Source organism: Pontibacter russatus (assembly GCF_009931655.1).
Taxonomy (GTDB): domain Bacteria; phylum Bacteroidota; class Bacteroidia; order Cytophagales; family Hymenobacteraceae; genus Pontibacter; species Pontibacter russatus.
In genome coordinates this window covers 3,292,423-3,306,586 of sequence record NZ_CP047984.1, presented here as the reverse complement: position 1 = coordinate 3,306,586, position 14,164 = coordinate 3,292,423, and the positions used below count along the sequence as shown (strand labels likewise).

Here is a 14,164-nt window from a genome sequence, read left to right as displayed (position 1 = left end):
AAACCTTCCTGTTTCTTTGCCTGCCGCGCAGACGGCCGTGCCATAATCTTTAACAAGTGGCAGAGTGGCAGAAGTTCGATCAGGAGGCAGGATAGTTTTCTGGCGTAGCACACGGGGATAAATTCAGCCTGCCGAAAACGCGGAACGCATCTTTTATATATACATCTACACACATTTCGGATATATACCCTGCCGCTATATATGAACGGCGCAGTGTCCGTTACAGCAAGATTTTTTCGAGGATGTCTCCGACAAAATAGGCCAGCAGCGCGGCAACCCCTCCCAGGAAAACAGTCTCTGCAACCCCCCTGACCATGTTCTGCTCTGTTACCCTGCTCTTCAGCACGCCTATGATGGCGAGGGCGATACCGGTCAGAATGCTTGAGTACAGAAACAGCGAGCCCTCCTCCACTTCCCCAAAAAGGTAAGTCAGCAAGGGGATGGAACCGATAATGAGAAAACTCAGAAACGTAACGCCTGCAGTTTTGAAGGGGGTCTTGTCGTCTTTGGTCATTTCCAGTTCTTCCTTCATCATAGTGTCCACCCACACATCCTTGTCGGCGGTGATGACCTCCACCACTTTTTCCAGCAGCTCCCCCTTAAATCCTTTTGCGGCGTATATCTCCCTGATTTCCTCCACCTCACGCTCGCGCATGTTTTCCACTTCCCAGTACTCCACCGCCTTGTGGTTCTCAAAAGAGTCCCGCTCGGCTTTGGTGGAAAAGAAATTGCCTACCGACATGGAGAATCCGTCGGCTATCAGGTTTGCCAGCCCCAGTATGACGACGACCGAGGTGCTCAGGCTGGCGCCCTCTGCCCCCGCCACCACCGCAAATGTAGTGATGGTGCCGTCTATTGCGCCATATACAAATTCGGCGATATAGTCCTTGTTGAAAAACAGGATTTTATTCTGCGCGTGCAAATCGGATTCTTGCATGGTGGGTTTATTTTGGCATGTGAGGCTTACTCAAGAGTTTAACCATTCAACGACCAGCAATCAAAACACCCGCTGAAACTCCACCACATCCTGCCACCCATCGGGCGTCTTCAGCCACTCTCTCCGGATGCCCACCTTCTCGAACTCCGCTTTCTGGAAGAGGTTGATGCTGGCGAGGTTGGTGGCCGTGACGGTGCAGTACACCTGGTGTAGTTGCAGGGTGTCCTGGCAGTAGCCGAGCAGCAGTTGGAGCGCATCTCCGGCGTGTCCGTGGCCCCGGTGCGCAGCCGTTACCACCACCCCCACGCCAGCCCGCTGGTGCAGCGGGTCGAGGTCGAAAAGGTCGATGGCGCCGACGGCCTCATCCGCCCGGTTGCATATAACCAGGCGCAGCTGCTTGACGGTGTATATATCGAGGGTGGCGTTTTCGAGGTAAGTCTCCAGCGTGGCCCGGGAGTAGGGCGTGAGCGTGTTGCCGATGTGCCAGACGGAGGTGTCGTTTTCGAGGGCATACAGAAACTCCAGGTCCGTTGGCTCCAAAGCTCTCAGATAGGTATTTTCGGAACTCAGAAACACGCAGGCCTGGAGTTTAGGGTTGATTATATCTGTTGCGCTTGCGGCAAGGCCACGGAGCCTGAGAAAACCTGCTTGGCTGGCCCGATGAGGAAGATATAGATAAAACCTCTTTCGGTTTGCTGAAAGGCCACTTCCAACTCCCCGCCCAGGGTCTTCACCTTCACCGGGCTTTGGAGGCCCTGCAAACCCGCCACCAGCGCGGCGGCGGTCACGCCTGTGCCGCAGGAAAGTGTTTCGGCCTCCACGCCGCGCTCGTAGGTGCGCACAAAAATCTCATCGTCCGAGATGCGCTCCACAAAATTCACGTTCGTGCCCACGGCGGCAAAGCGTTCGTTGTAGCGGATGGCGCGGCCTTCTTTATACACATCCAGGTCCTGCACATTCTCCACGAAGCGCACATAATGCGGCGAGCCAGTGTTCAGGAAGTAGTCCTCCCCTATCTGCTCCACAGCCTTCACGTCGTGCATCTTCAGCTGGATGAGGTCACGCTCCACACTGGCCTGGTGTTCGCCGTCGGCGGCCAGGAAGCAGGCTACGTCCTCTATCACCCCCAACTGCCGCGCAAAGCGAACGGTGCAGCGCGCGCCGTTGCCGCACATCGAGCCTACCCGGCCGTCGGCGTTGTAATAGACCATCTCGAAGTCATAGTCGGGGTGGTCCTGCAACAGGATAAGACCGTCTGCGCCCACGCCGGTGCGCCTGTCGCAGAGCTGCTTCACCAGCGCCTCGTCGTCTGTGGGGAAAGTATGTTTGCGATTATCGACCATCACGAAGTCATTGCCCGTGCCCTGGTACTTATAAAAGGTTAATGCCATATCGGTGTAACAAATAAATCAGCGGTTAGGTGCCGTTTTTTAGGCTCGTCGGATAGTCGTACTTTTGCCGCCAACCGACACACAATCAGAAATAAACCACAAAGATATGTATTCCTTTCTTACAACAGAAAACTGGGCCGACTATGAATTGGTAGATTCCGGGAATTTCGAGAAACTGGAGCGTTTCGGACCCTATTATGTGGCGCGCCCTGAGCCTCAGGCCATTTGGGACAAGCACCTGCCGGAGCGGGAGTGGCAGCGCATGGCGCAGGCCGTGTTTACGCGCGACAAAAACAGCACCGAAAAGGGCCAGTGGCAGCTGAAGAAAGGAATGCCCGAGCAGTGGTACATTGACTATATTTACAACGACCTGAGGCTGCGTTTCCGGCTCGGCCTGTCGTCGTTCAAGCACGTGGGGCTGTTCCCGGAGCAGGACAGCAACTGGCGGTTCATATATGACACCACCCGCAAACTGAAGACGCCGCAACCGAAGGTGCTGAACCTGTTTGCCTACACGGGTGCCGCCTCGCTGGCCGCCAAAGCCGCCGGGGCCGACACCACGCACCTCGACTCGGTGAAGCAGGTAAACTTCTGGGCCCGCGACAACATGGAGGCCAGCAACCTCGACAATGTGCGCTGGGTGGTGGAGGACGCCATGAAGTTTGCGCGCCGCGAGGTGAAGCGCGGCAACACCTACAACGGCATAATCCTGGACCCGCCCTCCTACGGCCGCGGCCCGAACGGCGAAAAGTGGCAACTGGAAAACGAGCTGAACGAGATGGTGAAGCTGTGTCGCGAACTGCTGGACAAAACCGATTACTTCCTGCTCATCAACCTCTACTCCATCGGCTTCTCCGCCATGATACTGGACAACCTGATGCGCGACACCTTCGGAAAACAGGTGCAAAATGAGGAACTGGGCGAGTTGTATCTCCACGACAGCGGCAACAGGAGGCTGCCATTGGGGACGTTTTTTCGGTTTAGTTCGGCTAAGTAAATTATAACAACATTTTACCAATGGAAGCTTTTTAAATTCACATACAACAGCAATAGGAAGCGCGGCGCATATATAAACCTTGAAAATTCGTAGATTGGGATTACCATGAAAGTAATCAGCGACCATATCGAACAAATAAAAAAACTCTGCGGCCAACACAGCGTCAAAAGCCTTTTTGCCTTTGGCTCTGTTACGGGCAATAGGTTCAAGGCGGACAGCGACATTGATTTGGTTGTAGATATTGACGCACCGGACCCGCTTGAATATACAGACCATTATTTTGAGTTGAAATTCCAACTGGAGCAAATCCTGCAAAGGGAAATTGACCTGTTAGAACAAAATGCCATCCGCAACCCATTCCTCAAACAAGAAATAGACCGAACAAAAGTGCTTGTATATGGAGGCTGATATCAGATTATGGTTGGCCGATATCAAAAGGTCTATTGTGGAAATCTATGGCTTCCTGCCAGAAGAAAAGAGCTTCTCTGCGTTTCAGAAGGATCTGAAGACGAGAAAAGCCGTGGAGCGGAATCTGGAAATAATAGGAGAAGCACTCAGCAGAATATTAAAAGCCCGTTCTGATATCCATATCATCAACTCCCGCCGGATTGTAGATACCCGAAACAGAATCATTCATGGTTACGATACCATTTCAGAAGCTATCATCTGGACGATAGTCACAATAGAGTTACCCAAACTTGAAGAGGAAGTAGACGACTTGCTACTGTAGTAAGTTCTTCCTGCCTTGAAATTCGCTCTGCTCTGTATACCCAACAATCAAAAAACTAAACCATGACCAAACGCTTCGCGCTCATCGACATGGGCACCAACACGTTTCACCTGCTCATTACGGAGGTGGATGAAAGCGGAAAGCTACAGGAACTTGTCAGAGTTACTGCACCCGTGCGGCTGGGCCAGGGCGGCATCAGCCGGGGTGCCATTGCCCCCGAGGCCTATGAACGGGCGCTCAACACGCTAAAGGACTTCAGGAAGCAGATAGATGCGCATGACGTGCAGGTGGTGCGGGCCATGGCCACCAGCATGGTGCGCAACGCTGTCAACGGCGAAGACTTCATCAAAGACATATATAAGCAAACCGACATCCGGGTGGAGGTGATTGACGGCGACAGGGAAGCTGAGTTTATATATTACGGCGTGCGGGCCGCGGGCGTGCTGGACGAGAAAACAGCGCTGGTGATGGACATTGGCGGCGGCAGTGTGGAGTTCATCCTCTGCAACAAACAGGAAATTTTCTGGAAGCGCAGTTTTGAAGTGGGGGCGCAGCGCCTGATGGACAAGTTCTTCGGGCAGGACCCGATTGCCCCGGAAAGCGTGGCAGCCGAGAAGGCTTTCCTGCAGGACAAACTGCAGCCGCTCACCGAAGCGGTGGCTATATATAAACCGACCGTTCTAATAGGCTCCTCCGGCACCTTCGACACGCTCTGCGACATCGACGCCCTCCGCAAAGGCGACACCAGCCGCCAGCAAAACCTGCCTCCCGCTTCGGTTGTTTCCCTGTATGATTTCTACCAGATACACCACGACCTGCTGCACAAGAACCACAAAGAGCGCCTGGCCATACCGGGTATGCTGGAGATGCGCGTCGATATGATTGTGCTGGCCAGCATTGCCGTAGACTTTGTGCTGGAGCAGTACCACCTGCAGGAAATCCGGGTGTCGGCTTACGCGCTGAAGGAAGGCGTGCTGCAAAAGATGCTGCAGGAGGAGGGATTGTTATAAAGGACTGGTTTCCTTCAGCTATATAAAGCCTTGCCGGGTCCAATCACCCCTGCCCCTCCTTGTCCAAGGAGGGGCGTTCTGCATAAAATTTAAAAAAGTTTATCCATACTTCAAGTTTACAACTTGGAGTACAAATGAGGCCAGTTTTTAACTGGCAAAACTATCCAGAACGAACTACCCAGTTGTAAACTCAAGCTCTAAGTCGCAGACTTGAAGCATAAACGTCATGTAGAAATTTCATTTGTTATATACCACTACCGGATCAAACCACTCCTATCCTCCAGTTTTATATATGCTGCGCCTCTCTCCCACAAGGCGCTATATAAGTTCAGGCTTTGGCTTGATATTTTGTTAATTTGCCGCCCTTATCAGTATCTGATTCTTTATGCATACCTACAGACAACTGTTCGATTTTACACAAGCGGTTTTTCTGCATATGGGCTGCCCGCCCGAAGACGCCAAACTGGCCGCCGAAGTACTTTTAGAGGCCGACCTGCGCGGCGTGGACTCGCACGGCGTGGCCCGGCTGACCGGCTATGTACGGCTGTGGGAGGCCGGGCGCATCAACCCGAAGCCGAACATGCGCATTGTGCACGAAACCCCCAGCACCGCCACCGTGGACGGCGACAGCGGCCTGGGCCTGGTGATTGCCCCCAAGGCGATGGACATCGCCATTGAGAAGGCAGCCAAGGTGGGCACCGGCTGGGTATCGGTCAAAAACTCGAACCACTTCGGCATAGCGGGCTACCACGCCATGGAGGCCCTGTCTTCTGATATGATTGGCATTGCCATGACCAACGCCTCGCCGCTGGTGGCGCCCACCTTCTCCACCGACCGCATGCTGGGCACCAACCCCATCGCAGTGGCCATCCCCACCAAAGACCAGCCGGCATTTGTAGCCGATTTTGCCACGGCCTCAGCGGCCAACGGCAAGCTGGAGATTCTGCAGCGCAAGGAGAAAAAAGCGCCTGTGGGCTGGATACAGACAAAAGACGGGGAGCGCTCGACCAATGCCAACGAACTAAAGGACGGTGGCGCGTTGCTGCCGCTGGGCAGCGACAGAACCCACGGTAGCCACAAAGGCTATGCCCTGGCCGCCATTGTCGATATCTTCTCGGCGGTGCTCTCCGGCGCGAACTATGGCCCGTGGGTACCTCCGTTTGTCAGCTTCCTGCCGGTGGCAGACAACCTGCCAGGCGAAGGCATCGGCCATTTCCTAGGGGCGATGCGTATCGATGCTTTCCGGCCAGCCGACGAGTTCAAGGCGCATATGGACAACTGGATCCAGGCTTTCCGGAAGGCGAAGGTGAAGAAAGGCGAAAAGGCCGTGCTGATTCCGGGCGACCCGGAGCGGGAAACGACAGAGAAGCGCCTGAAGAAAGGCATCCCGCTGCTGCCACCGGTTGAGCGCGACCTGGAGCAACTGGGCAAGCGGTTCGGCATAAAGCTGTAGCCTATATATGGTACACTCCCCTCCTGGGGTCTCATCTTGTATGGAGATACATGCAGCCATTCCAATTGAAGCAGCGGCTATACATGAAGCCTATATACCGCCAGTTTTAGCGAAGCGGAACTGGCGGTTGTATATGGCAGCAAGTTTATAACTTGCGAAAGTAGATATAGGTGAACATGGACAACCACATTTGCGCTTCGCTAAAACTGGCGGCATGAGCTAAATAATGTGAACTCGGGAATTATTCTGCCTAAGCTTGTAGCCGCTGTTCATCCCTCTGGGCTTAACTTACTTTAAGTTCTATAGCTGGTTTTGGTGCTCTCAGGCCGAGAGGCCTCCCCGAAATGCTTCGGGGTAAACTAATCTCCTTCAGCACTGTGTAGCTGAAGCTGCCGGGGGTAGGGGCCCTCTATTCGCTCTGCTCAGGCTGCCTTACTGCGTGCGGCACCGCAACATCTACAAGGTGCCTCAGGTGAAAACTGGAAACGGTTTCACTCTGAGTCAGTGAGTGTTTTATTATGATCATTTCAATAGCAGAATATTACATTCAATTAATTCCCGAGTTCACGTTAAATACTTTCCCCTGCAAGTTGAGCCTGGGGTAGGGGCTCTCGAAAGGACAAGGAGGGGCAGGCATGTTTGAACTCTGTAAACTTAGCACCCGCACTAAAAGCAAAAGCGCTGGCAGTTTACCTGCCAGCGCTTTTCATATATAAGCCATATATAAAAGCAGACGCTCCTACTCTATCCTCTTACCAGACATAGCCTGCTTGATGGAAATCTGCATCACGCGCTCCGCAAAGGGGCTTGTCTGTGCCTCCAGCACATCCACGGCGCCATAGATGGCGTCTTTGTCGCCGCCCGATGCAAGCACGTCTTTCAGGTGTTGCAGGTTTTTGCGGGTCAGGGCTATCTCCTCCTCTGTCAGGTGCTCCCCGTTCTTCTCCACGAAGCGCTCTACCTGGTACAGCATCTGCTCGGCGGTGCTGCGGGCCTCAATCTGCATCCGCGCCGTCACATCGTCTTTGGCGTGTGTGATAGAGTCCATGAGCATCTGCTCCACCTGCTCGTCCGTCAGACCATACTGCGGCTTCACCTCCACTTCCTGGCGTGTGCCGGAGCGCAACTCTATCGCCTCCACTTTCAATATCCCGTCCGCATTCAGGACGAAGTTCACGTCTACCTTCGGGAAACCGGCTGGCATGGCGGGTATGCCCTTCAAATCAAACTCGGCCAGTTTGCGGTTCTCCTTCACCAGGTCGCGCTCGCCCTGGAACACGGAAATCTTTATGTTCACCTGCCCGTCCACCGAGGTGGTGTACTGGCGGCCTGCTTTGGTGGGTATCTTGGAGTTGCGCGGAATGATCGGGTCCATGAGGCCACCCATCGTTTCGATGCCCAGCGTGAGCGGCGTCACGTCCAGCAGCAGGATATCCTTGCGGTTACCGGCCAGGATATCAGCCTGGATGGCGGCGCCCAGCGCGACCACCTCGTCCGGGTTCAGCGAGTTGTTGGCCGGCTTCCCGAAAAACTCTGAGACGGCTTCATATACCATCGGCACCCGCGTGGAGCCTCCCACCATAATCACGGCGTCAATCTGCTCCGGTGTCAGTTTGGCATCAGTCATCGCCTGGCGGCAACTCTCGATGGTCCGGGCCACAATCGGGGCGATGAGTGTCTCAAACGTGTGGCGCTCTATATGGCAGTCGATGGTGCCGTTCACCGTGCCGGTAAATACTTCCTGCGAACTCAGCGCAACTTTTGCCTCCTCCGCCCTCAGGCGCAGTTCCTGCGACAGGTTCTTGTCCTGGTTCACCGTGTCGGCCAGTAGTTGGTTCTCGCTTATCCAGTAGTTGATAATGGCGCGGTCGAAGTCGTCGCCGCCCAGGTAGGTGTCGCCGTTGGTCGACAGCACCTCGAATATGCCCTGGTGGATGCTGAGGATGGAGATATCGAAGGTGCCGCCGCCCAAATCATATACCGCCACCGTTTTCTCTTCGTTCGGGTCAATGCCGATGCCGTAGGCCAGCGCCGCGGCGGTGGGCTCATTCACGATGCGCAGCACCTCCAGCCCCGCCAGTTTCCCGGCATCGCGCGTGGCCTGGCGCTGGGAGTCGTTGAAGTAAGCGGGCACGGTAATCACGGCCCGGTTCACGGGCGTTTTCAGGGAGTGCTCGGCCCGATCGCGCAGCTCTTTCAATATATCCGCCGAGAGCTCAATGGGAGAGTAAAACCTGTCCTGCACCCGTATTTTCACCAGCCCCTCGCTGTCGTCGTCTATAATCTTATATCCGAAATAGTCTTTGTGCCCGCCCAAGTCTTTATATGATTTGCCCAGCAGGCGCTTGATGGAATAGATGGTGTTGGCCGGATCGGTGATGAGGTACTCTTTTGCCTCTGTGCCTACAATCGTCTCGCCATTCTCCGTAAAATGTACCACTGACGGCACGATGGTGCCACGGCCCTGGTCGTTGATGGCGATGGGTTTCCTGTCTTCAGGATGGATATAGGCCACCAGGCTGTTGGTCGTTCCTAAGTCTATGCCTACTATTACCTCGGCTTGCTGAAGTGCGCCGGTAGAAAGGTTTATTGCAACTTTTGCCATAGTATCTTTTATTACGTGAGTCCACTGCTATATAGCGGTGGCGCATGGCGCAATTTACAAATAATTTGGGGAGGGATTTGTTTAGGGGGAATATGGGGAAGCTGGCAGTAGCCTTGGCTGGCTATATAGCCGGGGCCTTAAGCCATACCATATATAAAATCAGCGAGAGGAAGACTCCCAGGCAAGCTATATATATAGCCGCGGTAAAAAGCCTCAGACTAGGCTGCCCATATATAGCCATGCCGTCAGCTGAAGGATATAGCCGATTCGATCTGCTTCAGGCGTGATTTAAAGAGATCTATCGTGGAGGAGCCTATTTGACATTTTGTCCAGCTTTCTCTCAGCTACCCTGGCTCTCTTCGGCCCATGCCTCAGGAGTGTTTGAAATGACAAGAGAAGTCACACCGGTCCAATCGCGTTGCCCCTATATACCTCTCACTCGTAATTCGGAACTCATAATTCGTAATTCCTCAGTCCTCCTCTTTCTCCACAATAATGAACACGTCCTCGGTGGGGCGCTTCATCAGGTACTTCTCGCGGGCGAACTTCTCCAGCAGCTCCGGGTCGCTCATCAGCTCTTTCCGGTCTTTCTGCACTTCCTCCATCTTCACCAGGTAATGCTCCTTCTCCTCCTCCAGGTCACGCAGGGTCTTGTTCATCTGGTACTGCGTGATGAAGTCGTTGGAGTCGAAAAACAGCATCCAGATCAGGAACAGAAAAGAGGTGATGAAATAGAAATTGCGGAAAATTTTGGGGATGCGTTTGTACATAGGAGTCAGGCTAAAGGTCTCTATACAAAAATAAGGCTGTGAGTCATATAACCCACAGCCTTATGCATAATTATTTTATGTTTTGCGATTCTTAGAACTTCCTGCCCGGGAAGTAAGCCACCTCACCCAGTTCCTCCTCTATGCGGAGCAGCTGGTTGTATTTGGCCATACGGTCAGAGCGGGAAGCAGAACCCGTCTTGATCTGGCCTGTGTTAAGCGCAACGGCAAGGTCAGCGATGGTGTTGTCCTCTGTCTCGCCGGAACGGTGGCTCATCACGCTCTTATAGCCGTGGCGGCGGCCCAGGTTAATGGCGTCAATCGTCTCTGTCAGCGTGCCAATCTGGTTCACCTTAATCAGGATGGAGTTCGCCACGCCCTGATCGATGCCCTGCTGCAGGCGTTCAACGTTGGTCACGAACAAGTCGTCTCCTACCAGCTGCGTTTTGCTGCCGATTCTTTCTGTCAGCTCTTTCCAGCCTTTCCAGTCATCCTCAGCCATACCGTCCTCAATGGAGAGAATCGGATACTTGTTCACCCACTCGCTCCAGTAGCTCACCATCTCAGAAGAAGTCAGCTTGTCGCCGGTAGACTTCTTGAAGTGGTATTTCCCGGAGGCAGCGTCATAGAACTCAGAGCTGGCGGCATCCATGGCGATCATCATGTCGTCGCCTGGCTTGTAGCCGGCTGTCTCTATCGCCTGCAGCACCACCTCGATGGCCTCCACGTTAGACGCAATGTTCGGGGCGAAGCCGCCTTCATCGCCCACGTTGGTGGAAAGGCCTTTTTTCTTGAGCACGTTCTTCAGGTGATGGAACACCTCAGAGCCCATGCGCAGCGCCTCAGAGAAAGACTCCGCCCCTACAGGCATAATCATGAACTCCTGAAAGTCGATGGCGTTGTCGGCGTGGCTGCCGCCGTTCAGAATGTTCATCATCGGCACGGGCAGCGTGTTGGCATTTACCCCACCCACGTAGCGGTAAAGCGGCATGTTCAGCTCCTGCGCAGCGGCGCGGGCAATGGCCAGCGACACACCCAGGATAGCATTGGCGCCCAGGTTGCCTTTGTTGTCTGAGCCGTCCAGCTCGATCATGATCTTGTCGAGCAGGTTCTGGTCATATACCTGGAAGCCCACAAGCTCCTCGGCGATTTTCTCGTTCACGTTCTGCACGGCCTGCAGCACGCCCTTGCCCATGTATTTGCTCTTATCGTTGTCGCGCAGCTCTACCGCCTCATGCACGCCCGTGGATGCCCCGGAAGGCACGGCGGCGCGGCCAAGCGCACCATATTCCGTCATTACATCTACCTCTACAGTAGGATTTCCTCTTGAGTCGAAGATTTGTCTGGCTTTAATGTCTGTGATTAAGCTCATGGTTCGTTTTTAAAATAGTTTTACTTGGTTTTACTTTGTTCTAAGAGCGCGATGAAGTCATCGAACAGGTACTCCGAGTCGTGCGGCCCCGGCGATGACTCCGGGTGATACTGCACCGAAAAGGCAGGCTTCGATTTCATGCGGATGCCCTCGATGGTGTTATCGTTCAGGTTGATATGGGTTATCTCCACTTCCGGGTGATTGCGGAGCTGTTCGGCGTCCACCACAAAGCCGTGGTTCTGGCTCGTGATTTCGGAACGTCCGGTACGCAGGTTCTTGACAGGGTGGTTCAGCCCGCGGTGCCCGTTGTGCATTTTATAGGTGCCGATGCCGTTGGCCTGCGCCAGCATCTGGTGGCCCATGCATATCCCGAAAAGCGGGCGCTCCTTCTGAAGCATCTGCCTCACGCTGTTCACCGCCACCGTGGTCGCGGCCGGGTCGCCGGGTCCGTTCGATACAAAATAGCCGTCCGGGTTCCACTGCTCCATCTCCTCAAAGGGTGTATTGTACGGGAACACTTTCACCTCGCAGCCGCGCGCCACCAGGTTCTTCAGGCTGTTTTGCTTCACGCCCAGGTCCAGCACCGCCACTCTGAACTTCACTTCATCAGGCTTGTGCTCATATATGAGCGGCGTGCTCACCTTCGAGGCCAGTTCGAGCCCGGCCATATGCGGCACCTCCGCTAACTTTTTACGCAACTCTGCTATGTCTGTTGTTTCGGAGGAGACTATGGCGTTCATGGCGCCCTTGTCGCGTATATGGCGCACCAGCGCCCGCGTGTCTATCTCGCAGATGCCCACCACGCCTGCTTTCTCGAAGTAATCCTGCAGCGACCCCTCCGCTGTTTTCCGTGAAAAGTGATGCGAGAAGTCCTTGCACACCAGGCCGCTGATCTGTATCCTGTCCGACTCTACCTCCTGGTGCTGCACGCCATAGTTGCCCACATGCGAAACCGTGGTCACCACCATCTGCCCGTAGTAGGACGGGTCGGTAAAAATTTCCTGATAGCCGGTCATACCGGTATTGAAGCACAACTCGCCACCCGATGTGCCGATGCGCCCCAGGCTCTTGCCTTTGTAAACGGTGCCATCTTCTAAAAGAAGTATCGCTTCTGTTGAAGTTTGCTTTTTCATATAACTGTTTTGTTGCAAAAATAAAAAAGGGACACGACTTACGCCGTGTCCCTCAGAAATATTTACGAAAAATGCTTATTTCGCATCATTTTTCTCATCATCAGAATCAGTAGACTCAGCCGGAGTGTCGTTTGCCTCAGGTGCAGCTTCCTCTTGTGCCGGAGCAGTTTCTTCAGCGGCGGCAGTTGCAGCAGGAGCATCGGTTTTAGCCGGAGCAGCGGTTGCTTTCGCTTTCGCATCGGTTACGGGTGCAGCCTCAGCAGTGCTCTTCTTGCCACCGCGGCGGCGTGTGCGCTTGGCGCCTGTAGAAGCAGAACCCTCTGTTTTCAGCATGTCCTCGTTGTAGTCAACCAACTCGATCACACACATCTCGGCATTATCACCCAGTCTGTAGCCGGTCTTCAGGATGCGGGTATATCCGCCTGGCCTGTTTGCTACTTTGGTTGATACTTCGTCGAACAGTTCCTTCACCGACTCTTTGTTTTGCAGGTAGGCAAAACAGGTTCTTCTGGAGTGCGTAGTGTCGTTCTTTGATTTTGTCAGCAGAGGCTCCACATACTTGCGTAGTGCCTTGGCCTTGGCTACTGTAGTAGAAAGGCGCTTGTGCAGGATTAAGGACGATGCCATGTTAGACAGCATTGCCTTGCGGTGCGAAGCGGTTCTTCCTAAGTGATTTACTTTTTTACCGTGTCTCATTATATTGAATTGTGCACGTGCATACCGTCGATCAACCTCAGCAGGGATCGGGAATTATGCCGTAGATGAAATTAATCTTCTTCTAATTTATACTTAGAAAGGTCCATACCGAAAACCAAACCTTTCTCCTGAACCAGGTTCTCCAGCTCTGTCAGCGACTTCTTACCGAAGTTCCTGAACTTCATCATATCCGAGATGTCCAACTGCACCAGGTCGCCCAACGTTTTGATGTCGGCAGCCTTGAGGCAGTTGTACGCACGAACAGACAAATCCATATCCTGCAGCGAAGTCTTCAGAACCTTGCGCATGTGCAGCAGTTCCTCGTCCACCGCCTCCTCTTCTTCCGGCTTGGCCGTCTCGAAGGTCATGGTGCTGTCGGAGAACAGCATGAAGTGCTGTATCAGGATGTTGGCAGCGCCTTTCAGGGCGTCCTCTGGATGAATGGAGCCGTCCGTCTGGATGTCAAGAACAAGTTTCTCGTAGTCAGTTTTCTGCTCCACACGAGTGTTCTCCACACTAAACTTCACGTTTTTGATGGGGGTATAGATGGCGTCGATTGAAATCTGCCCGAACACCTGCTCGGCTGGCTTGTTCTCTTCAGCGGGCACGTAACCGCGGCCTTTCTGAATTGTCAGCTCTACTTCGAAGTTGATGCTGCTGTCGAGGTGGCAGATAACCAGCTCAGGGTTCAGCACCTCATAGCTTGACGTGAACTTGTTTATATCGCCAGCCTTGAATGTATCCTGGCCGCTAAGGTTAATAGTGATTTTCTCGTCCAGTACTTCGCTTATTTTTTTGAAGCGGACCATCTTCAGGTTAAGAATCACATCAGACACATCCTCAACCACTCCTTCAACAGACGAGAACTCATGCAATACTCCACCTATGCGAATGCTCGTGATAGCATATCCCTCCAAAGAAGAAAGGAGAATCCTGCGCAGCGCATTCCCGATGGTTACCCCGTAACCTTTTTCAAGCGGCTTGAATTCAAATAGCCCATGAAAGTCGTCGGCTTTTTCCATCACAACTTTCTCCGGCATTTGAAATGCTAATATTGACATACTTGCAGTGTT

General features: G+C 53.6%; 14 protein-coding genes. 5 read left to right on the top strand and 9 right to left on the bottom strand.

From position 1 onward, the window contains the following. Positions 1–220 precede the first annotated feature (220 nt). The 3 genes from GSQ62_RS13715 to dapF are packed head-to-tail and all read right to left on the bottom strand — an operon-like array spanning position 221 to position 2,328. Positions 221–937, bottom strand: a complete 717-nt coding sequence (locus tag GSQ62_RS13715; RefSeq protein WP_161890029.1) for a VIT1/CCC1 transporter family protein — start codon at positions 935–937, stop codon at positions 221–223. A 60-nt stretch (positions 938–997) separates the two neighbouring features. Continuing rightward, a complete protein-coding gene (locus tag GSQ62_RS13710; protein WP_237586624.1) occupies positions 998–1,477 on the bottom strand; it encodes a GNAT family N-acetyltransferase in 480 nt (159 codons plus the stop codon). Positions 1,478–1,536: 59 nt separating this feature from the next. After that, a complete protein-coding gene (gene dapF, locus GSQ62_RS13705; RefSeq protein WP_161890027.1) occupies positions 1,537–2,328 on the bottom strand; it encodes a diaminopimelate epimerase in 792 nt (263 codons plus the stop codon). 106 nt (positions 2,329–2,434) lie between these two features. On the opposite strand from dapF, the gene GSQ62_RS13700 reads away from it, so the two are divergent. From GSQ62_RS13700 to GSQ62_RS13680, 5 genes are all read left to right on the top strand, one after another. Beyond that, positions 2,435–3,325, top strand: coding sequence for a class I SAM-dependent methyltransferase (locus tag GSQ62_RS13700; protein WP_161890026.1), 891 nt, complete (start codon positions 2,435–2,437; stop codon positions 3,323–3,325). 105 nt (positions 3,326–3,430) lie between these two features. Continuing rightward, positions 3,431–3,733: a nucleotidyltransferase family protein gene (locus tag GSQ62_RS13695; protein ID WP_161890025.1), complete on the top strand. Its 303-nt coding sequence runs from the start codon at positions 3,431–3,433 to the stop codon at positions 3,731–3,733. Beyond that, positions 3,723–4,055 carry a HepT-like ribonuclease domain-containing protein gene (locus GSQ62_RS13690; protein ID WP_161890024.1) on the top strand — a complete coding sequence of 111 codons (333 nt, stop codon included), beginning with the start codon at positions 3,723–3,725 and terminating at the stop codon, positions 4,053–4,055. Before GSQ62_RS13695 ends, GSQ62_RS13690 begins: the two co-directional genes overlap by 11 nt. Before the next feature lie 62 nt (positions 4,056–4,117). Beyond that, positions 4,118–5,065 carry a Ppx/GppA phosphatase family protein gene (locus GSQ62_RS13685; RefSeq protein WP_161890023.1) on the top strand — a complete coding sequence of 316 codons (948 nt, stop codon included), beginning with the start codon at positions 4,118–4,120 and terminating at the stop codon, positions 5,063–5,065. A gap of 385 nt (positions 5,066–5,450) precedes the next feature. Continuing rightward, on the top strand, positions 5,451–6,518 hold the full coding sequence (locus tag GSQ62_RS13680; protein ID WP_161890022.1) for an Ldh family oxidoreductase: 1,068 nt from the start codon (positions 5,451–5,453) through the stop codon (positions 6,516–6,518). A gap of 739 nt (positions 6,519–7,257) precedes the next feature. Here GSQ62_RS13680 and dnaK read toward each other — a convergent pair. The 6 genes from dnaK to GSQ62_RS13650 all read right to left on the bottom strand — a co-directional run bounded on the left by dnaK (position 7,258) and on the right by GSQ62_RS13650 (position 14,152). Then, entirely contained in the window at positions 7,258–9,123 is a 1,866-nt protein-coding gene (dnaK, locus tag GSQ62_RS13675) for a molecular chaperone DnaK (protein WP_161890021.1), read from the bottom strand. Between the two features lie 470 nt (positions 9,124–9,593). After that, positions 9,594–9,893 carry an FtsB family cell division protein gene (locus GSQ62_RS13670; RefSeq protein ID WP_161890020.1) on the bottom strand — a complete coding sequence of 100 codons (300 nt, stop codon included), beginning with the start codon at positions 9,891–9,893 and terminating at the stop codon, positions 9,594–9,596. 91 nt (positions 9,894–9,984) lie between these two features. After that, positions 9,985–11,262 carry a phosphopyruvate hydratase gene (eno, locus tag GSQ62_RS13665; RefSeq protein ID WP_161890019.1) on the bottom strand — a complete coding sequence of 426 codons (1,278 nt, stop codon included), beginning with the start codon at positions 11,260–11,262 and terminating at the stop codon, positions 9,985–9,987. A gap of 20 nt (positions 11,263–11,282) precedes the next feature. Continuing rightward, on the bottom strand, positions 11,283–12,395 hold the full coding sequence (gene carA, locus GSQ62_RS13660; protein WP_161890018.1) for a glutamine-hydrolyzing carbamoyl-phosphate synthase small subunit: 1,113 nt from the start codon (positions 12,393–12,395) through the stop codon (positions 11,283–11,285). Between the two features lie 75 nt (positions 12,396–12,470). Beyond that, on the bottom strand, positions 12,471–13,091 hold the full coding sequence (gene rplQ, locus GSQ62_RS13655) for a 50S ribosomal protein L17 (RefSeq protein ID WP_161890017.1): 621 nt from the start codon (positions 13,089–13,091) through the stop codon (positions 12,471–12,473). 71 nt (positions 13,092–13,162) lie between these two features. Continuing rightward, entirely contained in the window at positions 13,163–14,152 is a 990-nt protein-coding gene (locus GSQ62_RS13650; RefSeq protein ID WP_161890016.1) for a DNA-directed RNA polymerase subunit alpha, read from the bottom strand. Positions 14,153–14,164: the final 12 nt, after the last annotated feature.